General features: G+C 67.0%; 21 protein-coding genes. 17 read left to right on the top strand and 4 right to left on the bottom strand.

What is annotated here, in order from left to right; genetic code table 11:
• Nucleotides 1-32: 32 nt before the first annotated feature.
• Complete coding sequence (locus tag BLQ70_RS09480; RefSeq protein WP_091856777.1) at nt 33-1,502, bottom strand: M81 family metallopeptidase; 1,470 nt, start codon at nt 1,500-1,502, stop codon at nt 33-35.
• Nucleotides 1,503-1,510: 8 nt separating this feature from the next.
• Nucleotides 1,511-2,836, bottom strand: a complete 1,326-nt coding sequence (locus BLQ70_RS09475; RefSeq protein WP_091857114.1) for an aspartate aminotransferase family protein — start codon at nt 2,834-2,836, stop codon at nt 1,511-1,513.
• A gap of 239 nt (nt 2,837-3,075) precedes the next feature.
• Between BLQ70_RS09475 and BLQ70_RS09470 the strand changes: the two genes are divergently transcribed.
• Entirely contained in the window at nt 3,076-3,966 is an 891-nt protein-coding gene (locus BLQ70_RS09470; RefSeq protein WP_091856776.1) for a MurR/RpiR family transcriptional regulator, read from the top strand.
• A gap of 163 nt (nt 3,967-4,129) precedes the next feature.
• Complete coding sequence (locus BLQ70_RS09465) at nt 4,130-5,323, top strand: amidohydrolase family protein (protein ID WP_091856775.1); 1,194 nt, start codon at nt 4,130-4,132, stop codon at nt 5,321-5,323.
• A gap of 36 nt (nt 5,324-5,359) precedes the next feature.
• Here the strand turns inward: BLQ70_RS09465 and BLQ70_RS09460 are convergent, their stop codons facing one another.
• Nucleotides 5,360-6,538, bottom strand: a complete 1,179-nt coding sequence (locus BLQ70_RS09460) for a tetratricopeptide repeat protein (RefSeq protein WP_091856774.1) — start codon at nt 6,536-6,538, stop codon at nt 5,360-5,362.
• 645 nt (nt 6,539-7,183) lie between these two features.
• Here BLQ70_RS09460 and BLQ70_RS09455 point away from each other — a divergent pair.
• From BLQ70_RS09455 to BLQ70_RS09390, 14 genes are all read left to right on the top strand, one after another.
• The gene (locus BLQ70_RS09455) at nt 7,184-8,278 is read left to right on the top strand and encodes a LacI family DNA-binding transcriptional regulator (RefSeq protein ID WP_091856773.1); all 1,095 of its coding nucleotides are present in this window, start codon (nt 7,184-7,186) and stop codon (nt 8,276-8,278) included.
• Between the two features lie 79 nt (nt 8,279-8,357).
• Nucleotides 8,358-9,233, top strand: coding sequence for a carbohydrate ABC transporter permease (locus BLQ70_RS09450; RefSeq protein WP_091856772.1), 876 nt, complete (start codon nt 8,358-8,360; stop codon nt 9,231-9,233).
• A complete protein-coding gene (locus BLQ70_RS09445) occupies nt 9,223-10,056 on the top strand; it encodes a carbohydrate ABC transporter permease (protein ID WP_061970489.1) in 834 nt (277 codons plus the stop codon). The genes BLQ70_RS09450 and BLQ70_RS09445 overlap by 11 nt, the downstream gene beginning before the upstream one ends.
• 29 nt (nt 10,057-10,085) lie before the next feature.
• A complete protein-coding gene (locus BLQ70_RS09440) occupies nt 10,086-11,378 on the top strand; it encodes an ABC transporter substrate-binding protein (RefSeq protein ID WP_091856771.1) in 1,293 nt (430 codons plus the stop codon).
• Nucleotides 11,379-11,453: 75 nt separating this feature from the next.
• Nucleotides 11,454-12,893, top strand: coding sequence for an FAD-dependent oxidoreductase (locus tag BLQ70_RS09435; RefSeq protein ID WP_061970485.1), 1,440 nt, complete (start codon nt 11,454-11,456; stop codon nt 12,891-12,893).
• A 1-nt stretch (nt 12,894) separates the two neighbouring features.
• Entirely contained in the window at nt 12,895-14,550 is a 1,656-nt protein-coding gene (locus tag BLQ70_RS09430) for an FGGY-family carbohydrate kinase (protein ID WP_091856770.1), read from the top strand.
• A complete protein-coding gene (locus BLQ70_RS09425; RefSeq protein ID WP_091856769.1) occupies nt 14,547-15,275 on the top strand; it encodes an SDR family oxidoreductase in 729 nt (242 codons plus the stop codon). The genes BLQ70_RS09430 and BLQ70_RS09425 overlap by 4 nt, the downstream gene beginning before the upstream one ends.
• A gap of 155 nt (nt 15,276-15,430) precedes the next feature.
• Nucleotides 15,431-16,252: a metallophosphoesterase family protein gene (locus BLQ70_RS09420; RefSeq protein ID WP_091856768.1), complete on the top strand. Its 822-nt coding sequence runs from the start codon at nt 15,431-15,433 to the stop codon at nt 16,250-16,252.
• Between the two features lie 95 nt (nt 16,253-16,347).
• The gene (locus tag BLQ70_RS09415) at nt 16,348-17,541 is read left to right on the top strand and encodes an ABC transporter ATP-binding protein (RefSeq protein ID WP_091856767.1); all 1,194 of its coding nucleotides are present in this window, start codon (nt 16,348-16,350) and stop codon (nt 17,539-17,541) included.
• On the top strand, nt 17,538-18,461 hold the full coding sequence (locus BLQ70_RS09410; protein WP_091856766.1) for a carbohydrate ABC transporter permease: 924 nt from the start codon (nt 17,538-17,540) through the stop codon (nt 18,459-18,461). The genes BLQ70_RS09415 and BLQ70_RS09410 overlap by 4 nt, the downstream gene beginning before the upstream one ends.
• A complete protein-coding gene (locus BLQ70_RS09405; RefSeq protein ID WP_091856765.1) occupies nt 18,461-19,336 on the top strand; it encodes a carbohydrate ABC transporter permease in 876 nt (291 codons plus the stop codon). The genes BLQ70_RS09410 and BLQ70_RS09405 overlap by 1 nt, the downstream gene beginning before the upstream one ends.
• A 90-nt stretch (nt 19,337-19,426) precedes the next feature.
• The gene (locus tag BLQ70_RS09400) at nt 19,427-20,695 is read left to right on the top strand and encodes an ABC transporter substrate-binding protein (RefSeq protein ID WP_091856764.1); all 1,269 of its coding nucleotides are present in this window, start codon (nt 19,427-19,429) and stop codon (nt 20,693-20,695) included.
• 85 nt (nt 20,696-20,780) lie between these two features.
• Nucleotides 20,781-21,623 (top strand): phosphodiesterase, encoded by an 843-nt coding sequence (locus BLQ70_RS09395; RefSeq protein WP_091856763.1) that lies wholly within the window; start codon nt 20,781-20,783, stop codon nt 21,621-21,623.
• Nucleotides 21,620-22,411 (top strand): inositol monophosphatase family protein, encoded by a 792-nt coding sequence (locus BLQ70_RS09390; RefSeq protein ID WP_091856762.1) that lies wholly within the window; start codon nt 21,620-21,622, stop codon nt 22,409-22,411. Before BLQ70_RS09395 ends, BLQ70_RS09390 begins: the two co-directional genes overlap by 4 nt.
• Nucleotides 22,412-22,421: 10 nt before the next feature.
• On the opposite strand, the gene BLQ70_RS09385 is transcribed toward BLQ70_RS09390, so the two are convergent.
• Nucleotides 22,422-23,372: a sugar-binding transcriptional regulator gene (locus tag BLQ70_RS09385; protein WP_091856761.1), complete on the bottom strand. Its 951-nt coding sequence runs from the start codon at nt 23,370-23,372 to the stop codon at nt 22,422-22,424.
• A gap of 195 nt (nt 23,373-23,567) precedes the next feature.
• On the opposite strand from BLQ70_RS09385, the gene BLQ70_RS09380 reads away from it, so the two are divergent.
• A complete protein-coding gene (locus tag BLQ70_RS09380) occupies nt 23,568-24,608 on the top strand; it encodes a zinc-dependent alcohol dehydrogenase (protein ID WP_091856760.1) in 1,041 nt (346 codons plus the stop codon).

Genomic DNA, 24,608 nt, shown 5'->3' with positions numbered 1-24,608 from the left:
TTGTTTTTGGTTGCTTGGGTTGGTGGGCGTCGTCAGGCGGGAGCCTCGCTCCACGGATAGGCCCTGGCCGTATCGAGCTGGCGGTATGGGATAAGCCGCACATCGGCGGGGCCGAGATCGGGCGTGTCGACCACGAGAATCCGGTCGGCCATCGGCTCGTAATAGTCGCGAAAATGCGTCTTCGAGCGCAGCAGGATGACGTCGTAATCCTCCGGCTTCTCGCCGAAGATGAAGAACGGATCGCCATCGACCGCGAAGGCGAAATGCGAGACCACGGAGACCCGGATCGCACCAATCTGGATGAGCGCCGTCAGTCCGAGATCGACGAAGCTGCCGCGCTGGTAGCGCCCGGAGACGTTGAAGGATTTCGGCCCCGACCAGAGCACCCGCGCCACCGCCTCGACCGGCCCGCCGGTCTCCGGCGCGGTCTTGCCGGCGAGTTTGACCGTAATCTCGGCCCCCTCGCCTGCGGCATGCGCCTGCACCGCAGTCTCGGGATCGAGCAGGAAGGGCACGTTGACCCGCTCGACATCGCGCGTCAGCAGCGCTCGCAGCAGATGGGTCGAGTCGTTCATCCGGTCGGCATGTTCGAGCAACACGATCGGCCGGCCCTTCGCCGGCTGGCACTCGATATTGGCCAGAGCGTCTTCGACGCTCAGGATCGGAATCGCATTGGCGATGGCTTTCCGCGCCGCGCGCAACCGATCCGAAAAGGCCTGTGCCTTGGCTTCTGCCGCGTCCTGCCCGTCCCAATCGAGGCAGATCACCGACATGCCCGTGTTGGCGCTGTCGGCATAGGAGAAACCGGCCATGACCGAGATGTCGCAATCGCCGGCCTGCTCGGCAGCGCGCGCCTCGGCGATGATCGAGGCCAGCGGTTCCAGCGCCGTCGCCGACATGATCGAGGGAATGACGACATCGGGCCGCGCCACCGCGAGGCCGGGCCGGCGCCCCTCGCGCAATAGCCTGAGCAACGCACGCGCCGCGCGCTCGCCGGTCTCGCCCATGTCGATATGCGGGGAGTGGCGATAGGCGACGGCGATCTCGGCGCCGCGCAAGGTCTCGCGATCGATATTGCCGTGATAGTCGAGCGCGACCGCGATCGGCAGCGCCGGGAAAGCTGCGCGCACAGCGTCGATGACATGGCGCTCGACATCGGCGTAACCCGCCGCCCAGCAGGCGCCGTGCAGGAACAGGATGACGCCGTCGACCGGCGCGCTGCGGGCGAGCCCGGAGATGATCTCACTGGTGTAATGCGCGACCGCCGCGTCCGCCGTCGGCCCGAGCGCACCGAGCAGCGTGTGGAACAGCGGCACGAACTCCGCGCCCTCCGCCTCGCAGATTTTCAGGCAGCCGCCGGGCACCGTATTGGTGCCGCGGAACCGCTCCGTCAGCTCTCGGCCGCGCACGCAGACGCGCTCGAACTCCGCCAGCCCCACGATCTGCGGAACGGCCGTGACCGATTCGAGATTGAAGCCGGCGAAGGCGATGCGTGCTGCCATGGCGACCGTCAGCTCCTGACCGCCGCGTCGATCGCGCCACCGATGCGCTCGACGATCTGGTCGATCTCTTCCGGACGGATGATGTAGGGCGGCGCCAGCAGGACATGGTCGCCGATCCGGCCGTCGATCGTGCCGCCCATCGGGTAGCAGAGCAGGCCGCGCGCCATCGCCTCCTTCTTGATCCGGGCATGCATCTTCAGCGCCGGGTCGAAGGGCGTCTTCGTCTCCTTGTCGGCAACGATCTCGATGCCGCGGAACAGGCCGCGCCCACGGATATCGCCGACATGGGCATGCTGGCCGAGCCGCGCGTCGAGCCCGGCCTGCAGGCGCTCGCCCATCATGCGGACATTCGCCAGCATCTCCGGCTGCGAGATCAGCTCGACGACCTTGTTGGCCGCCGCCGCCGCCATCGGATGGCAGATATAGGTGTGGCCATGCTGGAACAGGCCGGAGCCTTCGGCGAAAGAACGATAGACCTTGTCGGAGAGCAGCACCGCACCGATCGGCTGGTAGCCGCCGCCGAGCCCCTTGGCGATGGTGACGAGGTCGGGCGAGATGCCCTCCTGCTCACAGGCGAACATCGTGCCGGTGCGGCCCATGCCGCACATCACCTCGTCGAGGATCAGCAGCACGCCGTATTTGTCGCAGATGCTGCGGATGCGGGTGAAGTAATCCGCGACCGGGCCGACGGCGCCAAGCGTCGCGCCGACCACTGGCTCGGCGATGAAGGCGATGACCTCGTCCGCGCCGAGCTCCAGGATCTTGGCCTCCAGCTCGTCTGCCAACCGGGCGGCATAGGCTTCCGGCGTCTCGCCGTCCCTCTGGTCGCGATAGGCGTAGCAGGGCGAGACATGGTGGGTCTCGGGCAGGATCGGCTGGAACTGCGCCCGCCGCCAGGCATTGCCACCGGCCGCCAGCGCTCCCAGCGTGTTGCCGTGATAGCTCTGCCGGCGCGCGATGAAATGGCGGCGCTGCGGCTGGCCGATCTCGACGAAATACTGCCGCGCCATCTTCATCGCGGCCTCGACGGCCTCCGAGCCGCCGGAGACGAGATAGACGTAGTCGAGCCCCTCCGGCGCCAGCGCGACCAGCCGCTCGGCCAGCTCCTCGGCGACATCGGTGGTGAAGAAGGAGGTGTGCGCGTAGGCGATCCGGTCCATCTGCGCGCGCATCGCGGCCATGACCTCGGGATGGCCGTGGCCGAGGCAGGAAACGGCTGCGCCACCCGAGCCGTCGATATAGCTGCGACCATCGTTGTCGGTGATGAAGATGCCCTGCCCCGCGGCGGCTTGCGGCAGGCGGCCGCCGATCGAACGATGGAGAATCCTGGTCATCTCGGCATTCCCGGACTGGCGCGGACAGAGCGCCGCGGCGCGCAGCCTCATGACATGCCCAATGAAAGAATGCAACATTTGTTTTATATGATACAAATAAGATACGATTGAGTCTTAAACTGTTTCAGCGAAACGCTCTGTTGCAACGCCCTCAAGCCTGAGGGAAAGCCGAGAAACCGTTTGAAATCCATCCGCTGCGCGGGAATGGTCGCGATCGGACAGAGAAGGGCGCGATTCAAATGTTGCAGGCCGATCCCTTGCGCGAGCGCATCGTCAGCCTCTTCGAGGGCATGTCCCCGCAATTGCGGCAGGCGGCGCGCTACATTATCGAACACCCGCAGGAGGTGGCGCTGGTCTCGATGCGCGAACTCGCGCGCAATGCCGGCGTGCAGCCCTCGACGATGACGCGGCTCGCCAAGTTCCTCGGGCTGGCCGGCTATGACGATATCCGCGCCCATCATGCCGAGGCGATCCGCTTCCGCGTCGACGGCTTCGCGGCGCGCGCGATGCAGAACGACGACAGCGAGCAGGACATGGCGGCCGCGCAATTGTCGCGCCGCATGCTGCAGGGCCTCGCCGCCCAGATCGCGCGCCTGACGGAGCCGGCCTCGCTGGAGCGCCTCGCCTCTGCCGCCGATCGCCTCGCACAGGCCCGCCGGATCTACGTGCTCGGCCTGCGTTCATGCCATTCGGTGGCCTGGCACTTCCATTACGTGATGACGCTGCTCGGCGAGAAGACTGTCCATCTCGACGGCCCGGCCGATACGGTCGGCGACGGGCTGATCCGGGCCGGGGCGGAAGACGTCCTGCTCGCCATCTCGATCAACCCTTATGCTCTGCACAGCCTCGAACTGGCGCAGCTCGCGCGGGAGAAGGGCCTCGGCGTCATCGCGATCACCGATAGCGAGGTTTCGCCGCTGGTCGGTATCGCCGATCTGGCGATTCTCTGCTCGACCGAGAGCCAGAGCTTCTTCCATACGCTGGCGCCGGCGCTCGCGATCTCCGAGGTGCTCTGCGGCCTGCTCGCCAACAAGGACCGCACGGCGGCGCTCGCCGCGCTCCAGCGCGCCGACCGTCACCTGCTCTCGCTCAACACCTATGCGACGGCGATCCCGCGCCGCCGTATCTGAACGCCCTGTCGCCGCCCGCTTCAGGGCCGCTCCCGCTGGGCGACACCGGCGCGGCACATTTATCCCGACGGCTGCGGCATGCAGGCCCTATGATCCGACAGGCCAAAGCCGTCATCGACGTTGAGAAACCGGCACAGGCCGGTCTGGAAGAAGGAGACGCCTCGTGACTGATACCCTCTTGATCCGGAATGTCCGCCCGGCCGGCGGCGCGTCGACGGATGTGCTGGTCCGTGACGGGCGCATCGCCGCGATCGGCGCCGGCGCGACCGGAGGCGACACGAGTTTCGATGCCGGCGACCGCCTGATGATTCCCGGCCTGGTCGAGGCGCATACCCATCTCGACAAGAGCTTCTGGGGCATGGGCTGGCACAAACACACCGCCGGCCCCGCCCTGATCGACAAGATCGAGACCGAGCGCCGCAACCGCCGCGAATTCGGCATCGACGCCGACCGCCAGTCCGGCCGGCTCGTCGCCCAGATGGTCAAGCTGGGCACCACCCATATCCGCAGCCATGTCGACATCGACACCGAGACCGGCATCGCCGGCATCGAGGGCGTCATGGCCATGCGCGAGCGGCTCAAGGATGTGATCGACGTCGAGATCGTCGCCTTCGCGCAGTCCGGCCTGCTGATCCGGCCCGGTACGCTCGAACTGGTCGACCGGGCGATGGCGCTCGGCGCCGAAATCGTCGGCGGTCTCGATCCCTGCGCGGTCGACCGCGATCCGAAGGGCCATCTCGATGCGATTTTCGGCCTCGCCGAGAAATACGGCCGCCCGCTCGACATCCATCTGCACGAGCGCGGCGAGATGGGCGCCTTCTCGATGGACCTGATCCTCGAGCGGGTGCGCGCAATGGGCATGCAGGGCAAGGTTGCGATCAGCCATGCCTTCTGCCTGGGCATGCCCGATATCGACCATGTCCGCCGGCTGATCGACGATCTCGCGAAGGAGCGCATCGCGCTGGTCACCACCGCGCCCGCGAGTTCACCGGCCCCCGCGGTCATGGCCTGCCTCAAGGCTGGAATCGTCATCGCCGGCGGCTCGGACGGCGTGCGCGACAGCTGGAACCCCTATGGCATGGGCGACATGCTGGAGCGCGCGACGCTGGTCGGCCTGCGCAACAATTTCCGCCGTGACGAGGAGATGGAGCTGGCGCTCGACGTCTGCACCTATCAGGGCGCCAAGGTGATGGGCATCGAGAACTACGGTCTTGAGGTCGGCTGCACCGCCGATTTCGTGATCCTGCCCGGCGAGACCATCTGCGAAGCGATCGTCGAGCGCCCGGCCGACCGCACGGTCGTCAAGCGCGGCAAGATCGTCGCCCGCCACGGCGAGCTGACCCAGCCGATCGCCTGACGAATCGATCCGGGTCACAAGCGACGGCGCGGGGCCTCAAGCCTCGCGCCCGAGCAGCTTGAGCGACTGCGCCTTGTGCCGGCGATAAAGCGGATTGCCGGGATCGGAGGCGATCGCGATCTCGATCGCCGCGATCGCCTCCTCGTGCCGACCGAGCGAGCGCAGGCTGTTGCCCTTGTGAAAGGCGAAATCGTAGCGGCCGGGATCGCGCGCGAGCAGCTCGTCCATCACGGCGACGGCGGCCTCGTGGCGACCGAGTTCCCGCAGGTAATTCGACTTGTGATAGCGCAGGAACGGGGTTTCGGGCTTCTTCGCCACGCCCGCATCGAAGGCCGCCAGCGCGGCTTCCGGCTGCTTCATCGCCCGATAGGCATAGGCGATGTAGAAATGGAACTCGACCTCGTCAGGGCTCGAGGCCAGCACCGTCTCGAAGGTGCGGATCGCCTCTTCGTGGCGCCCGAGCTCATAGAGATAATAGCCCTTGTAATAGGTGAGATCGGCATCGGCAGGATGCTGCGCCAGCGCGGCTGCGATAATGGCCAGCGCCTCCTCGTAGTGCTCCGCCTTCTCCGCCTGTTTCGCCTGCCGGATCATGGCCGCGCCCGGGCCGGCCGCGGCGCCCTCGCCCCTGAAGATCGCCAGTACGCGCTCCTGACCGAGGGCCTGCGCATGCTCCAGCGAGGACTTGCCGTCGCGATCCCTGAGATGCGGGTCGGCGCCCGCCCCGACCAGCGCTTCGACCACGTCGCCATAGAGCCGGCCGCCATCACCGAGGATCACGGTTTCCAGCAGCGCCGACCAGCCGAGATCATTGGCGCGGTCCACCGGGATGCCGGCGGTCAGGCAGACCCGGACCGTGCGCAGAAAGCCCTTCTCGCTCGACGGCAGCAGCGGCGTGCCGCCGAAGCGATTGACGCTATGCGGATCGGCGCCCGAGGCGATGGTCAGCTTCAGGATCTCGTTGAAGCCGTTCGCCCCGGCGCAGAGATAGGGCGAGAGCATGGTGATGTCGCGGGCATTGACATCGCTGCCGGCCGCGATCAGGCGCCGCGCCAGCGGCAGGTCGTTCTTCTGGGTCGCCGCCATCAGCGCGGTCCGGCCGGTCGCGTCCATGACGTCCACCCTGGCACCCTCGCCGAGGAGGCGCTCGACGGCGGCCATGTCGCCCTTGTCGGCGGCGGCGATCAGGGGCGGGTTGGCGGACGGGACGTTCATCGGTCTTCCCTATCCCCGCAGGCGCGCCCGCACCAGTCTCGTCGAGACGCTGGGGGTCCATAGCGCCTGCAATGGCAATGCGCTCGAAACCGCGCGACGCCGCGAACTCTCCGAAAACGGCCAGCTGCCGGCGCGACAAGATCAGGGCGAACGCAGCACCGGCCTCGCGATGCCGGGGAGATGCCGACGGTCAAGATCGACCTCGATATCCCTGAAGATGGAGGATGCGGCGGAGGCCGCGGGACGCAGTGAATTCCTTCCCCGAGCCTGCGAAAACTTGGAACACCCTGCGATTGACCAGACCCGAAAACCCCGGGATGCTCGAAGCCATCGGAGCGATCCGATCGCGGGATTTGTCGGAGCAGCTTGCGCCGCGTCAACAACGCTAAAAGCACCACGCGATGTCGTGGGCTCCTGAGATGGAGACACGCGCGTGGTCTATGCTCTGATCGTCAACGGCCTGCTGCGGCTATCCGCCTTCCTGCGCTGGACGCGTACCGGATAAGATGCCCCCCGGCTCCATCGGCCACTCCCAGGCAGCGGATGGCACCTGAAAGCCTCAAACATCAAGGCTCGTGAATCGCCTTGCCTCGACGCAACCTGCCTGTTAAACGTTTTTCTGTAAAACGTTTAACAGGCTTCTCGATGGACAATCCGCGCGTCACGATCCGGGATGTCGCCGCCCGCGCGGGCGTGTCGATCGCGACGGTTTCGAACGTGTTCAGCGGCAACAAGCCGGTGAATGCCGATTTGCGGGCGCGCGTGCTCAAGGCCGCCGACGAGCTGGCCTATCAGGTCGACCGGGCGGCCTCGCAACTGCGCTCGGGCCAGGCCCGTGTCGTCGGCGTCCTCGTGCCCGATCTCGACGACGTCTTCTTCACCTCGCTGGTCTCGCAGCTCGAGGTGCTCGCGCAGAAGGACGGCTACGATATCCTCGTCGCCAGCTCCCGCGACGATCTCGGGCTGGAGCAGTCGCGGCTGCGCACCTTGCTCGCCTGGCGTCCATCCGGACTGATCGCCGTGCCCTGCTCCGATGCGCTTCCCGAGGCGCTGCGCCACGAGATCGGCCGTCTGCCGATCGTCTTCGCCGACCGCGTGCCGCCCGAGGGCTCGGTCGTCGACACCGTGGCGATCGACAATCGCGAGGCCGGCGAGATCGCCGCTCGGCACCTCCTTGCCAAGGGCCACCGCGATATCCTGGTCGCCGCCTCCAGCCTCGCCATCTCGCCGATCCGTGAGCGCGTCCGCGGCGCCTGCGATCTCATCCGGACCATGCTGGGCCGGGAGCCGACGGTGATCGAACTCGGCTCGAACGCCGATCGCGGCGCCGCAGCCTTCCTGCACTGGCTTGAACGGCACCCGCAGCCGAGCGCCGTCATCGCATTGACCAACGTCACGACGCTGAGCACGCTCTCGGCACTGGCCCGGATGCGGATCGACATTCCCGACCCCGTCTCGGTCGTCGGCTTCGACGACTACCCCTGGATGAGCGCCCGCAAGACCGGCCTGACCGCGATCCGCCAGCCGATCGCCGAGATCGCGGAAGCCGCCTGGAACCGCCTGCGCGCCCGCATGGCCGGAGACCAGGCGCCGCCCACACATTCCGTGCTGCAAGCCGGCCTGCAGGCCCGCGATTCCGTGCGCGATCTCGCCGCCGGGCCAGAGCGCGGCAACAGCCACGATCCCGATCCGCATCCGAACCTGGAAGGAGCGGCCGCCTCACCCAAGGCAGTGCACTGACGAAGACAGCCTACGGACGCCGAGCGTCCGGGCCACCGGGCCGACAGAGCCCGGAGCAGAAGAAGTCCTGGAGGAAAAAGTGCAGCTTCAACGAACGGCACGACTATTGCCGCTGCTTGCGCCGGTGCATCTGCTCATCCTGAGCGTGATCGTGCTGCCGTCGCTCTATGTCGTCTGGCTGAGCCTGAACACGTCGAGCTTCGGCCAGGCGCCGAGCTTCGTCGGCCTGCAGAACTACTGGCGCGTCCTGACCGATCCCGCTTTCCATAGTGCACTCTGGAACACCGTCGTCCTCGTCGTCGTGGCCGTGCATTTGGAGCTCGCCGTCGGCCTCGGCATGGCCCTGCTCTTCGCCAGCGGCCTGCCGTTCCGGCGCTTCCTGCTCGTCGCCGTGCTCGCGCCCTATGCGGTCAGCGAGGTCACGGCGGTGGTGATGTGGCGTTTCCTGTTCGATCCCGATGCCGGGCCGATCACGCTGGCTTTGCGGGCGCTCCACCTGCCGACGCTCGATTGGTCCTTCGAGCCCTCGCACGCGATGACCCTGATCGGCCTTTTGACGATCTGGTTGCACCTGCCCTTCACCTTCGTCATCGTCTATGCCGCCCGCCTCGCCATTCCCGCCGAGCTCTACGAAGCCTCCCGGATCGACGGCGCGACACGCTGGCAGGCCTTCCGGCAGGTGACGCTGCCGCTGCTCGCCCCGGCGATGCTGATCGCGCTGCTCTTCCGCTACATCTTCGCCTTCCGCCTGTTCTCGGAGGCCTGGCTCCTGACCAAGGGCGGGCCGGCCCGCTCGACCGAAGTGGTGGCGATCTACCTCTATCAGGAGGCCTTCAGCTTCAACGCCTTCGGCCCGGCCGCGGCGACCGCCTGGATCATGGTGCTGGCCTCGCTGCTGCTCGCCGGCGCCTATGTTGTCCTGCTCAAGCGCGGAGGCGTCGCCCATGCGCACTGAGCGGCTCCTGATCGGACTGGGCAAGGCGATCGCCGTCGCGGCGATCCTGTTCTGGTCGCTGTTCCCGATCCTGTTCATCGCGATGTCCTCGCTGAAGCCCGGCCAGGACATCTTCGCCGTGCCGCCGAAATGGCTGTTCACCCCGACCTTCAAGCATTACGCCGAGCTCTGGCGCTCCTGGGGCGTGTTCTTCGAGGGGCTGCTCAACAGCCTGCTGATCACCGTCGGCGCGACGCTGCTCGCGATCGTCGCCAGCGCCTGCGCCGGCTACGTCTATTCGCGCAATTCCGGACGCTGGCTCGGTGCGAGCCTGCTCGGGCTGATCATCGTGCGCCTGATCCCGCCGATCGTGGTGACGCTGCCGCTCTTCCCGATCGTGAACTGGCTCGGACTCAGCGACACGCATCTCGTCCTGATCCTGCTCTACGCGACCTTTTTCGTCTCGCTCGGCACAGTGCTGATGCGCACCTTCATGGACCAGATTCCGCGCGAGCTCGACGAGGCCGCCGCGATGGATGGTGCGAGCCGCATGACCATCCTGCGCAAGGTCATCGCGCCGCTGGCGATGCCCGGCGTGCTCGCGGTCGCGGTCTTCGTCATCGTCTTCTCGTGGAACGAGTTCCTCTTCGCCTTCATCTTCACCGCGACCAAGGCGAAGACCGCCCCGCTCGTCATCTCCGAGATGATCGGCTCCATCGATGGGGTCGACTGGGGAATCCTGTTCGCCGCCGCGACGGTGCAGCTCGTGCCCGTCCTGCTCTTCGTCGTCTTCATGAACCGCTACCTCGTGGCCGGCCTCACCGCCGGTTCGACGAAGGGGTAGCCAACCACACAAAAAGAGGGAGGAAGAACATGTCGAACACTGAAGCCAAGCTCACCCGCCGCGCCTTTGTTGCTGGTTCCGCCGGTGTCGCCGCCACGCTCGCAGTCGCCCCGGCCTTCGCCGCCGGCAAGACGCTGAACGTGCTCAGCCACAAGGTCCACCAGACCGTGCTCGGCAGCGGTGACGGCGACCTGATGGCCAGCTGGCGCAAGGCCAACGACGCCGAGGTCGCCTTCACCACCTTCGACTCCAATCCTTTGCAGGATAGGCTCTTCCGCGAGGCCAGCCTGAAGGAGACCGAATACGGCGTCGGCTATCTCATCGACAATCGGCCGACCTCGCAGATCGCCGCCCTCTTCGAGCCGCTCGGCCCCTATCAGGACAAGGACGCGATCGAGGATTTCGGCGATATCGCGCCCGGCCTCGTCCAGGGCATGACGGTCGACGGCAAGCTGATCGGCATCCCCGTCCGACATGCGACCCAAGGCCTGTTCTACAATGAGGCGCTGCTGGAGGAGGCCGGCATCTCCGCTCCGCCGACGACACTGGAGGAATTGATCGAGCAGGCGAAGAAGACCACCTTCACCTCCAAGGCCGGCACGCCGGTCACCGGCATGGTGCTGGCGAGCGATCTCGCGGTCTTCCCGGTGATGTTCGCCCGCGCCTATGGCGGCGACTTCATCAGCCCCGACCTCAAGCTGGTGCCGAACCGCGAGGCGCTGGAGCAAGGACTTGGCGCGCTGCGTGGCATGTTCGAGGCCGGCAGCCTGCCGCGCAGCTATGCCACGACCAAGAATGACGACCAGGTGACCTGGCTGCAGCAGGGCCGCGCCGCTTTCACCGTGCTGCCCTTCGCGCGCGGCGCGCAGCTCAACAATGCCGAGCAGAGCAAGTTCCCCGGCAAGATCAAGGCCGTCCCCTTCCCCGGCTCCAAGGCGATTCAGGGCAAGATGCCGATGGCTTCCGTCGTCGAGGCCTGGGCGATGTCGATCCCCAAGAACGCCAAGGACAAGGCGCTGGCCTGGAGCTTCATCAAGGAGGTTTCCAGCAAGCGCGTGACGCTCGGCATGGCGCTCAACGGCAACGGCCCTGTGCGGGTCTCGACCTATGCCGACGAAAAGCTGAAGGCCGGCAATGCGCTGGCTGCCGTCGAGGCCAAGGTGCTGGCCACCGCGCGCGGCGCCTTCCCGCCCTTCCCCGAGGCCGCCCGCGCGCAGGCGACCTTCCTGGAGGAGGTCCAGCTCGCCGTGCTCGGCCGCAAGCCGGTCAAGGACGCCGTCTCCGCCATCATCGAGCGCGTCAAGCCGATGATGCCGGCCTGATCGCCCTTTCCGCCTGCGGGGCGCTCCGCTCCGCAGGCGCTCGTCCCATTCGTGACACCCTGAAGGATCTTCATCATGTCGACCGCCGCGACCCGCTTCATCGAGGAGCCGGCCCGCTCCATCCCCGTCTCCGCTGAATATGACGTGCTTGTCGTCGGCGGCGGCCCCTCGGGCCTCACAGCCGCTCTCGCCGCCGCCGAGGACGGCCTGCGCGTCGGGCTGATCGAGAGCCGCAGCTTCGTCGGCGGCAACATGACGATCGGCCTGCCGGTGCTCGGCTTCCTCGGCCAGAAGGGCAACCAGATCATCGACGGCCTGCCGCAGAAATTCATCGAGCGGCTGCGCCGGGAACGCCAGGGCGCGAGCGAGCACCGGCCCTGCCCCCTCCACATGGGCATCACGCTGGTCGAGCCCGAGGCGGTGAAGACGGTCGCGCTGGAGATGCTGACGGAAGCCGGCGTCGACGTGCTGTTCTACACCTTCTTCGCCGGCGCGCTGGTCGAGAACGACACGATCCGCGGCGTCATCACCGAGAGCAAGAGTGGCCGCACCGCCATCCTCGCCAAGGTCGTTATCGATTGCAGTGGCGATGCCGACGTCGCCTACAGCGCGGGCGTGCCGACCGAGAAGGGCAACGAACATGGCGGCATGCAGCCGCCGACGCTGATGTTCTGCCTTGCCGGCGTCGATACCGATGCGCTCCGGCTCTCGATCGCCAACGCCCCGCCGGCAGCGCGCACCTATCTCACCGACTTCATCCCAGCCGAGTATTTCGGCCAGAACCACCAGTTCATCGTCGTCGGCATGCGCGAATTGATGGCCAAGGCCAAGGCCGAGCGCGGCCTGCAGATCCCGAACGAGCGCACCATCATCATCACCGGCCTGAAGAAGGGCGAGGTCTGGATCAACATGACCCGCGTCAAAGGCACGGACGGCACCGACGCCCGCAGCCTGACCAAGGGCGAGATCGAGGGCCGCGCCCAGATCGACGACATCGTCGCCTATCTCATCGGCTATGTGCCGGGCTTCGAGAAGGCCTATTTCACCAAGACCGCGCCCTTCCTCGGCATCCGCGAGACGCGCCGCATCCGCGGCCAATACGTGATGACGCAGGAGGACGTGCTCGCCTGCACGCATTTCGACGACGCCATCGCAGTGGCGAGCTATCCGATCGACATCCACCGCCCGGCCGATGATGGCTGCACGCTGATCTGGTGCGGCGACTGCTACGACATCCCCTATCGCTCGCTGGTGCCGCAGAAGATCGGCAACCTGCTGGTGGCCGGCCGCAGCATCTCCGCGACGCATGAGGCGATGGGCGCGATCCGCGTCATGGCGACCTGCATGGCGATGGGCGAGGCCGCCGGCCGCGCCGCCAAGATCTCGGTGCGCGGCAACCGGCCGCCGGCCGATATCGATGTCGGGGAACTGCGCCGCCAGCAGCTCGAGCGCGGCGTCTATCTGCGCAACCCCGACGGCACCCGCGCCGGGCCGCCGAACCGCGCCGCCGCCTGAGATGCCCCGGCATTTCATCGGCATCGATGTCGGCACCGGCAGCGCCCGGGCCGGCATCTTCGACGGTACCGGGCGGATGCTCGCGACGGCGAAGCGCGACATCGCGCTCTATCGCGACGGGCCGGATATCGCCGAGCAGTCGAGCGCGAATATCTGGCAAGCGGTCTGCGCCAGCGTCCGTGAGGCGATGGCTCAGGCCGGGCTCGGGCCGGACGACATCGCTGGCATCGGCTTCGACGCAACCTGTTCGCTGGTTGTCCTCGGGCCGGGTGGTAAGCCCCTCCCCGTCGGCCCCCATGGCGATGCCACACGCGACATCATCGTGTGGATGGACCACCGCGCGCTCGACCAGGCGGAGCGCATCAACGCGACCGGGCATCCCGTGCTCGCCTATGTCGGCGGCACGATCTCGCCGGAGATGGAGACGCCGAAGCTGCTCTGGCTTCGGGAGAACCTTCCGACGAGCTATGACGCAGCCTGGCAGTTCTTCGACCTGCCGGATTTCCTGACCTGGCGTGCAACCGGCTCGCTGGCGCGCTCGACCTGCACGGTCACCTGCAAATGGACCTATCTCGCCCATGAAGGGCGCTGGGATGCGAGCTACTTCCGGCAGATCGGGCTCGACGACCTCGCCGATGACGGTTTCGCCCGCATCGGCACCGAGATCGTTCCGGGCGGTACTCCACTCGGCAACGGTCTCGCCGAGCAGGCCGCCATCGAACTCGGTCTGAAGCCCGGCACCGCTGTTGCGGCCGGGCTGATCGACGCCCATGCCGGCGGTGTCGGCTCGGTCGGCGTCCGCTCGCCGCATGGCGGCGCCCTCACCCGCATGGCCTATGTCTTCGGCACCTCGGCCTGCACCATGGCGAGCAGCCGCGAGCCGATCTTCATCCCCGGCATCTGGGGGCCCTACTTCTCCGCCATGGCGCCCGGTCTCTGGTTGAGCGAGGGCGGACAATCCGGTGCTGGCGCCGCCATCGAGCAACTCATCGGCTTCCATCCGGCGACGCCCGAGGCGCAGCGCCTTGCCGAAGCGGAGGGGCTCTCCCTGCCTGACTGGCTCGCCGCACGCGCCGCCGGCCATGCCACCACACCATCGGAAGTGGCCCTCCTCGCAGGCAATCTCATCGTCGTGCCCGACTTTCTCGGCAATCGCTCGCCCCATGCCGATCCGCAGGCGCGTGCCGTGATTGCTGGACTCGGCATGGAACGCGACCTCGACAATCTCGTCACGCTGTACGTCGCCGGCCTCACCGGCATCGGTTACGGACTGCGCCAGATCATCGAGGCCAGCCGCACCAAGGGGGCAATCATCGAAGCGATCGTGCTCAGCGGTGGTGCCGGGCGCCATCCTCTGATCCGGCAATTGCTGGCGGATTGTTCCGGGCTGCCGCTGCTGGCCCCCGATGAGGTCGACCCCGTCCTGCTCGGCTCCGCCATGCTAGCGGCGACAGCCGCGAAAGCCTTCCCGGACCTTGGCGAAGCCATGACCGGCATGGCGCCCAGCGCCGCGATCTTCACACCAGCCCACGGCGAAATCGCCAACCTGCATGCGCACCGCCTCGCTGCTTTCGAAACGCTCCAGGCGGCGGCCCGCACGGCGCGCGAAATCATGCGGCCGGCGCAGAATCAAGCTCTATCGGAGAACCCGACGTGACCCAGGACCTGACCGGAAAGACCGCTGCGATCACTGGAGCCGCCTCGGGGATCGGCCTCGCCTGCGCGAAGCGCCTGCTCGCCGCCGGCGCCCGCGTCGCGCTGGTCGACCGCGATGGCGAAGCGCTCGCGCAGGCCTGCAAGCCTCTCGGCTCCAATGCCATCCCGCTCGTCATCGACCTGACCGATCCTGCTTCCGTTGCCGGCATGCTGCCTGGAATTCTCGACAAGGCGGGCCCGCTCGACATCTTCCATGCCAATGCCGGCTCCTATGTCGGCGGCCCGGTCAGCGAGGGTGATCCCGATGCCTGGGATCGCATGCTGAACCTCAACGTCAACGCGGTCTTCCGCAGCATTCACGCCGTGCTGCCGCACATGATCGCGCGCAAGACCGGCGACATCCTCGTCACCAGTTCCGTGGCCGGTGTCGTTCCCGTGGTCTGGGAGCCCATCTACACCGCCTCGAAACACGCCGTGCAGGCCTTTGTCCATACGTTGCGCCGTCAGGTCATCCCACATGGGTTGCGCGTCGGCGCCGTCCTACCCGGGCCGGTGGTGACCGCCCTGATCGCCGACTGGCCCCAGGAAAAGCTGGATGCCGAACGGGCTCGCGGCGGCCTGATCGAAGCGGAGGAGGTGGCGGAGGCCGTGCATTTCATGCTGACCCGGCCGCGCAACGTCACGATCCGCGACCTCGTGATCCTGCCGCAAAGCACGGATCTCTAGCCGGCAATGCTTTTCATCGCCACGGAGGCGGCGAGCACTAAAAATACAATTGTGTCATCAAACATTCATTTGTATGATCCAAGGCAAAGCCGCTGCCCCCCGCTGACGCAGGGGACAGACGGTCGCCCGATGAAGTGGCGAATTCCGGAGGGGACATGCAGCGTATCGTGCAGATTTCCGACACCCATCTGAGCCCGAACAAGCGGCATTTCGCCGATAACTGGGCTCCGCTGACGGCGTGGCTTGCTGCCACCGCCCCGGACCTCGTCATCCATACCGGCGACGTCACCGTCGATGGTGCGGATCTCGACGAGGACATGCGCCACTGCCGCGCCCTGCTCGATGCCCTTGGCGTGCCGGTGCTCAGCATCCCCGGCAATCACGATGTCGGCGAGGCCTATCACCCGCACCAGCCGGTGAACGACGCCCGCCTTGCCCGCTGGCGGGAGCATATCGGCGCGGATTTCTGGGTCCGCGATCTCGAAGACTGGCGATTGATCGGCCTCAATTCGATGCTCTTCGGCAGCGACGAAGCCGAGGAGGCCCGCCAGCTCGCCTGGCTCGACCGGCAGATCGCCGAAGCGCAGGGCCGTCGCCTCGGCTGGTTCCTGCACCGCCCGCTCTTCGTCGAGGCGCCCAACGAGGGCGACATGGGCTATTGGAGCGTCCCGCCGCGGCCCCGCGCGCATCTGCTCGATCTCATCAGCCGTCACGAGGTCGCCTTCGTCGCCAGCGGCCACCTGCACCGTGCGCATGACTTCACGCTCGCCGGCACGCGCTACATCTGGGGCCCCTCTTCCGGCTTCGTCGTGGGCCCCGAATTGCAGCCCGGCATGGCCGGCACGACCACGCTCGGCGCCGTCTCCTACACCTTCGACGGACGGGATTTCACGGCCAAAATCCACGAGATATCCGCGCTGAAGACGCTCTGGATCGACGACGTGATCCACGAGGTCTACCCGCCGCACGCTGCCTGAGACCTCTCCCGGTCGCCTGCGGGCGCCGGGCAAGATACGCCCAACCAAGACACGCCCAACGACGAGCCCGGAGGGCCGAAAGAAAGGCGAACGCCATGGCCAAGGTCGCACTCTCCTCGATCGCCAAGTCCTTCGGACCGACGAAGGTTCTCGGCGGCATCGATCTCGACATCGCCGATGGCGAGTTCCTGACGCTGGTCGGCCCGTCCGGCTGCGGGAAATCGACGCTGATCCGGATCATCGCCGGGCTCGAACATCACGATGCCGGCAGCGTCGCGATCGGCGGCAATCGCGTCGACCATCTGCGCCCGCATGAGCGGCGCGTCGCCATGGTGTTCCAGTCCTATGCGCTCTATCCGCATATGAGCGTCGGCGCGAACATCGCCCTGCCGCTGACGATGTCGCGGCTCAAGCTCTGGCAGCGCCTGCCGCTGCTGCGGCAACTCTCCGCCCAGCGCCGGACGGTGATGCGCGGCATCGAGGCCGATGTCGCGGCGGTCGCGGCGCAGCTCCAGCTCGATCATCTGCTTCAGCGCAAGCCGGCCCAGCTCTCGGGCGGCCAGCGCCAGCGCGTCGCGCTCGGGCGCGCCATGGTGCGCAATCCCGACGTCTTCCTGATGGACGAGCCGCTCTCCAATCTCGACGCCAAATTGCGCGTCCATATGCGTACGGAACTGGCCGAGCTGCACAAGCGCCTCGGCGCGACCTTCATCTATGTCACGCACGACCAGGTCGAGGCGATGACGATGTCGGACCGCGTCGCGATGATGGATTCCGGCTCCGTGCTGCAGCTCGGCACGCCCTCCCAGCTCTACGAGAAGCCGGCCTCGCTCAAGGTCGCGCAGTTCATCGGCAGCCCGGCGATCAACCTGCTGCCCGCGACGGTCGCGAATGGCGGGCGCCTCGAACTCTTCGGCCGGCCGCTGGCGCTCGCCGTTCCGCTCGCGTCGGGACAGGCCGTTACGCTCGGCATCCGCTCCGAGGCCCTCTCGCTGGTCCAGGGCGAGCCCGGCGGCAGCGGGCGCGCCTGGTTCTCCGCCCGCCTGCGACGCAAGGAGAATCTCGGCTCCGAATATATCCTGCATTTCGACCTCGCCGGGCGCGATGCCACCGGCGTGACCATGCGCGCGACGCCGGCCGCAGCCGCCGGCGTGAACGAGGCCGCCGAGGTCACACTCGGCTTCGACGAAGTCGCCGCCCATATCTTCGCCGCCGATGGCGAGCGTCTCGAACCGCGCGGCCCGGGCGCCGCGACCGGCTCCGTCGTGCCATTGAGGGCGGGCGCATGACCCTCGCCCTCGCATCCCAAGCCGATTTTGCCCCCGCCGCGCGCCGCAGGCTCTGGATCGAGCGCGTCACCGGGCTCGGCTTCGCCCTGCCGGCTTTCATCCTGTTGCTACTGACGATCCTGATCCCGCTCGCCGTGTTGCTCTGGCTCAGCCTGACCAATTACGAGTTCGGCGGCGTCGACATGGACTGGGTCGGGCTGATGAATTTCCAGAAGGCGCTGGCCGATCCGATCATCCGGCGCTCCCTCGTCAACACGCTGCTCTATGTCGCGATCGTCGTGCCCGGCGGCGTCTTCGGCGCGCTCCTGATCGCCGTGCTGGTGCATCGGCGCAAGCGCACGCGCTCCTTCTACGAGGTGGTCTATTTCCTGCCGGTGACCTCGACGCTGATCGCCATGGCGACGGTCTGGCAATTCCTGCTCCATCCCTCGCTCGGCCCGGTCAACGGCCTGCTGAAATGGCTGGGATTCGCACCGGTCGCCTTCCTCAGCGAGCCCTCGACCGCTCTGGCGACGCTCGCGGTGATCGGCATCTGGCAGCTCATCGGCTTCAACATGATCCTGTTCCTCGCCGGGCTGACCGCGATCCCGCGCGATCTTTACGAAGCCGCCGATATCGACGGCTGCGCCAGCGGGATCGACCGCTTTCTGACCATCACCTGGCCGCTGCTCGGGCCGACGACGATGTTTGTCCTGGTCACCACGATGATCACCGCCTTCAAGATCTTCGACACGGTGGCGGTGATGACGCGCGGCGGGCCGGTCGGCTCCACCGAGGTGCTGCTCTACAACATCTACCTCGAGGGCTTTCAGTATTTCCACACCGGCTATGCCGCGGCGCTGACCTTCATCTTCCTTGCCTTCATCCTCGTCTTCTCGGCCGTGCAGACCTTCGCCCTCGACAAGAAGGTGCACTACTGATGACCGATCTCGCGCTCCCCACTGCTTCGGTCACGCCCGCCCATTCGGTGCTACGCCGCTTCCTCTCGCTGGTGCTGATCCATGGCGTGCTGATCGCCGGCGCGATCTTCATGCTGGCACCCTTCGTCTGGATGCTGGTGACCTCGATCAAGCCGCCGGCCGAAATCTTCAGCGCCGAGATCTCGCTCTGGCCAAAGCAGTTCTACGGCCTGCAGAATTACGGCTTCGCCATGGAGAAGGCGCCGCTGCTGCGCTTCGCGCTGAACGGCGTCATCCTCTGCGGCGGCATCCTGATCGTGCAGCTCCTCGTCGCCATCCCTTGCGCCTATGCGCTGGCGAAGCTCGACTTCCCAGGCCGCAACGCGCTCTTCGTGCTGGTCCTGCTCGGCCTGTGTATCCCCGTGCAGGTGCCGGCGATGCCGCTCTATATCGCGCTCGCCCAGCTCGGGCTGCTCAACACCTATTTCTCGATGATGGTGCCGTTCTTCCTCTCGGTCTTCGCCATCTTCCTGTTCCGCCAGTTCTTCCGCAGCTTTCCCGACGATATCATCAACGCCGCCCGGCTCGACGGCATGAGCGAGTTCGAGATCGTCTGGCGCATCGTCACGCCGAGCGCCTGGCCGGCCATCGCCGCCTTCTCGGTCTTCTCGGCCGTGGCGCACTGGAACGACCTCTACTGGCCGCTGATCGTGATCTCCGACGCCAAGCTCGCGCCGCCGCCGCTCGGGATGATGTTCTTCGCCGATGCCGAGACCGGATCGAATTACGGCGCGCTGACGGCCGCCGCGACGATCCTGACCGCGCCGCTCGTCATCGCCTTCCTCGTAGCCCGTCGCCGGTTCATCGACGGCATCACCATGACCGGGGTGAAGTAGCCGGCCACAGCGCCGCCCACCCCGCCAAGAGTTCAGGCCTGAAGCAACTGCAACCCGACAGCCCCGCTGTCCATGCCAAGGAGATCACGCATGAAACCTCTCGGCAAAGCCCTTGCCGCGGCGGCATTGACCCTCATTGCCTCGACGGCCGCGAAGGCACAGGTCACGCTCGACGTGCTCTACGCCTTCCCGGCCTTCGCCAAGTTCCACGAGCCGATTGCCGCGGAATTCATGAAGAAGCACCCGGACATCAAGATCAATTTCCGGGCGCCGGCCGCGAGCTATGACGAAGGCCACCAGGCGATGCTCCGTTCGTCGGTGACCAACCAGCTCCCGGATGTCTACTATTCCGGCTTCCACCTGCTGACCGAGCTGGTCGAGAGCCTCGACAAGCGCAAGCAGGTCGTCGATCTCGGCCCCCTGCTCAAGGCGGAGCCGGAAGCCTGGCGCAAGGCCAATTACTCCGATGCGCTGCTCTCGCTCGCCCAGGTCGGCGGCAAGCAGGTCGGCCTCGCCTTCAACGCCTCGACGCCGCTGATGTATTTCAATGCCGAGCTGGTGAAGAAGGCCGGCGGCGATCCCGACAAGATGCCGGACAACTGGGCCGACACCGTCGCGCTCGCCAAGAAGATCCACAGCGGCGACACCGCCGGCATGGCCTACAATATCCATGACTGGCCGGATGACTGGCTCTGGCGCGGCGTGATCCTGCAAGCCGGCCATTCCATGCTGTCGGCCGACGGCAAGAAGGTCGCCTTCGGCGGCGCGGTCGGCGAGAAAACGCTGTCGCTGCTGCGCAGCTTCGTCACCGATGGCGGCATGCCGCTGATCGACTGGGACCAGTCTCGCCAGCAGTTTATCGCCGGCAAGATCGGCATCTTCTTCGACACGCCCGCCCGGCTGCGCCAGGTCACCGACCTGATCGGCGACCGCTTCACGCTGAAGACGGCGCTCTTCCCGGTCGACGACAAGGCCAAGGGCAAGCTGCCGACCGGCGGCAACGCGGCGTTGATCACGGCCAAGGACCCGGCCAAGCAGAAGGCGGCTTGGGAGTTCATCAAGTTCGTCACGGGCCCCGAAGCCCAGAAGATTGTCGTCGAAACCGCCGGCTACATGCCGACCAATCTGCGCGCCGGCGAGGACGCCTTCCTCGGCCCGTTCTACAAGGCGAATGCCAACTTCCGGACCATCAACGGCCAGGTTTCCCGCGCCGCGCCGTGGGAAGGCTATCCGGGCGGCAATTCGGTGCGCATCTGGCGCCAGCAGCGCGAGGTCGTCGCCGGCGTGATGCGCGGCGAGATCCAGCCCAAGGCCGGCATCGAGCGCATCGTCTCCGAGACCGAAGCCCTGATGAAGTAAGCGGCGGCGCTTCGGCACCCGCTCAATGCCGCCCGGTCCTCATCAGACCGGGCGGTTCCCCTTTCCAGACCGCCGGACGTTCCCCATGATCATCGCCCAGCTCAGCGACTTCCATGCTCACCCCCATGGCAACCCGGCCTATGGCATCGTCGAGACCAACCCGGCGATCGAACGGGCCGTCGACGAGATCCTGAAGCTGGAGCCGCAGCCCGATTGCGTGCTGGTCACCGGAGACCTCTCCGATTGCGGCCTGCCGGAGGAATACGGCATCGTCCGCAGGGCGCTGCGGCGCCTGCCGATGCCGGTCTATGTCATTCCCGGCAATCACGACCGCCGCGAGGCCTTTGCGAGTGAGCTGCGCTCCGATCACCCTTACCTGCCGCAAACCGGCTTCCTGCATTATGTGATCGACGATTTCCCCGTCCGGCTGATCGGGCTCGACACCGTCGTCGCGGGCGAAGATGGCGGCGAGATCTGCGCCGCTCGCGAGGCGTGGCTGACCGAGCGGCTCGCTGAGGGGCAGGGCAAGCCGACGGTGATCTTCATGCACCATCCGCCCTTCCCGGTCGGCGTCGACGGCATGGACATCATGCCCTGCAAGGTCTCGCCGGGCTTCGCCGGCCTGATTGCTGATCATCCCGAGATCGAGCGCGTGCTCTGCGGCCATTACCACCGGCCGATCCAGCTCCGCTTCGCCGGCACGATCGGCTATGTCGTGCCGGGCACCGCGCATCAGGTCGCGCTCGATCTGAGGCCCGGCACCGAGAACAAATTCGTGATGGAACCCCCAGCGCTGGCGCTCCATGTCTGGAAGCCCGGCCTCGGTCTGGTCAGCCATCTCCAGCCGATCGGCGACTATGGACCGCGCCGGGATTTCGTGCTCGATCCCGCCTATCCCGGAAAGCCGCAAACGGTGCCTGCCCGATGACCGAACCACGCCTTCTTGCCCTGCTCGACCAGGCCGACGCCCTTGCCCGTCGGGCCGGCGAGGTCCTCGTACAGATGCAGGGCGCCGAGCTCGGCGTCACCCGCAAGGAACTGAACGACGTCGTCACGGCGGCCGATCTCGCCTCCGAGCGCCTCGTCATCGACGGCCTGCGCGTCCTGACGCCGGAGGCCGCGATCCTCTCGGAGGAGGCCGGCTTTTCCGGCTCGGAACAGGCGCCACGCTGGATCATCGATCCGCTCGACGGCACGGTGAACTATGCGTCCGGCCTGCCCTGGTTCTCCGTCACCATGGCCTATCAGGAGCAGGGCCGCACCGTGCTCGGCCTGACCCATGCGCCGCTCGCCGGGCTTTCCGCACGCTTCGTCGAGGGCGGCATCGCCGAGGTCGATGGCCAGCCGGCCCGCGTCTCCGCCACGAAGCGCCTGAGCGACGCCGTCGTCTCCATCTGCCTGACCTCGCATTACAGCACCGAGGACGCGAACCGGACGAGCGATGTCATCCGCCGCCTTGCCGGCCTGTGCCGGGGCGTGCGCGTCATCGTCTCCGGCGGGCTGGAGATGTCGCTGGTGGCAGCCGGGCGGCTCGACGCCTTCATCGGGCTCAAGGCCGACATCGTCTCGCATGCCGCGGCGATGCCATTGGTGCGGGCGGCCGGCGGCAAGGTGACGACGGTCGACGGCCGGGATTCGCTTGACGAGGACCTGGAGAAGGTCGTCACCAACGGCCTGATCCACGAGGAGCTGCTGCAGGCGATCCGCAGCGCCTGAGGCGCGCGCCTCAGGCGGCCGCCGCGTGCTCCAGCACGGCCGCCGCCGCGTCTTCGTCCGTGATCAGCACCGAGGCGAGCTTGCCCCGCAGCGTCGCCGCGATGACCTCCGCTTTGTTGGTCCCGCCGGAGGCAAGGATCACGGTCGGTATCCGGCGCAGGGCGTCGAGAGGCAAGGCGATGGCGCGGCGATTGAGCGGATGGTCGATCGCCTGACCGCTGCGATCGATGAACTGGCCGAGCATGTCGCCGACAGCGCCAGCCTCCGCGAGTTCCGCGGCGCCGACATCGCCCGGCAGCCCATAGCGCACCAGTAGCGAACGCTCGCTCAGATCGCCCGCGCTGAGGATCGCGACATCGGTCGCCCTGATCCGGGCGAAGGCCGCCTCGAACACGTCCTGCGCCAGGATCGTGTCGCGCGACTGCGGCGTGCCGGCATAGATCGGCGCCGCCAGATAATGGCACTCGGCCTGCCAGAGCCGGGCGAAACGGCTCGCGATCTCGAAGGTGTTGATCTCGATGCCATAGGTCAGCCCGCCCATCATCGAGGTCACCGCGAGATCGCGGTACTGCCCCGCGCGGATATGGCGGATGGTCTCTCTCAGCGTGCCGCCCCAACCGACGCCGAAAACGCCGGTGGGCTTCTCCTCGATGACCCGCGAGACGAACTCGCCGGCCGCCTTGCCGATCTGGGCCGCGATCTGGCCGGGATCGGCGGGGCTCGGCACCACGATCGCGTCCTTCAGGCCGAATTCCGCCATCAGAGCGCGCTCGAGCCGGATGCAGCTTTCCAGCCGCGAATTGATGGTGATGTTGACCAGCCCGCTGCTGCGCGCCTCGACCAGGAGCCGGTTGACGCGCAGGCGCGTCATCTTCAGCCGTTCCGCGATCTCCGCCTGGGTCAAACCTTCCATGTAATAGAGCCAGGCGGCTCGAACTTGCGTCTGCGGTTCCTCCGGCATGGGCGGTATCCTGATGCGGTGGGCTTGCGCCTGCGGCAGGCGCGGCGGCATTCGGCGAGGGCTCAAGCTGGCTTACATCGCTTTCGGGCTCTCCCACAACGCGCAGAGCCCATGCGGTTTCGCGCTTGACGCAAACCAATGTAAATCACAAAATACATTTGTCGAAGGCCTTCAGCGAAACGAGCGCCGACCTCCATGTCCCATGCCGTCTTCCTCCATGCCGCTGGCGATGCGCGCGTCGCCCCGTTCAATCTCCGCGAGGGGGTTCCGGGCGAGACCCTGCTCGATGTCGCCGCGGTCGGCCTGTGCGGCAGCGACCTGCATTACTACAAGGATGGCGGCATCGGCTCGGCCGTGATCGCCACGCCCTTCGTCCCCGGCCATGAGTTCAGCGGCTGGCTGACCGAGGATCTGCCGGAGCTCGGCCTGACGCGCGGTGCCCTCGTCGCCGTCGATCCCAACCAGGCCTGCGGGCAGTGCGAGCATTGCCGAAATGGCCATCCTAACCTCTGTCCCGACGTCGTCTTCATCGGCGCTCCCCCGCATGACGGGGCGATGACCGAGCGGATCTGGGTGCCGACATCGCAGATCGTCGCGGTGCCCGAGACTTTCTCGCCGAGCGATGCCGTCATGCTCGAGCCGCTCGGCGTCGCGATCCATGCGGTGGACCTCGCCAGGCCGCGCCTGCTCGAACGCGTGGCGCTGATCGGCTGCGGCCCGATCGGGCTGCTGATCCTGCAGGTGCTGCGGACTGCCGGCGTCGGCGAAATCCTCGCCTGCGATCCGCAGCCGCATCGCCGCGAGCTGGCGCTCAAGCTTGGCGCGAGCAAGGCCGGCGCCAGCGTTGCCGACATCGCCGAATGGACGAAGGGCGAGGGCCTGCCGCTGGTGATCGAGGCGACCAACGCCCCGGAAGGCTTCCGCGACGCGATCCGCGCCGCCCGCATCGGCGGCCGCGTCGTGCTGGTCGGCATTCCCGATGGCGACAGCTACGTGATCCCGGCAGCCGAAGCGCGCAGGCGCGGGCTGAACATCAAGTTCTCGCGCCGGATGGGCCATGTCTATCCGCGCGCGATCGAGTTGGTGGCGCTGGGCAAGGTCGATGTCGAGGCCGTGGTCAGCCACCGCTTCCCGCTTGCCGAGGGGCCGGCCGCCTTCCAGCGCCACGCCGCCAATGAAGCTGGTATGGTCAAGAGCATGATCTATCCGGGCGGCTTGCCCGAAGATCGTCGCTGA

The organism is Allobosea robiniae, from assembly GCF_900102525.1.
Lineage (GTDB): Bacteria > Pseudomonadota > Alphaproteobacteria > Rhizobiales > Beijerinckiaceae > Allobosea > Allobosea robiniae.
This window is presented reverse-complemented; position numbering and strand designations above follow the sequence as displayed.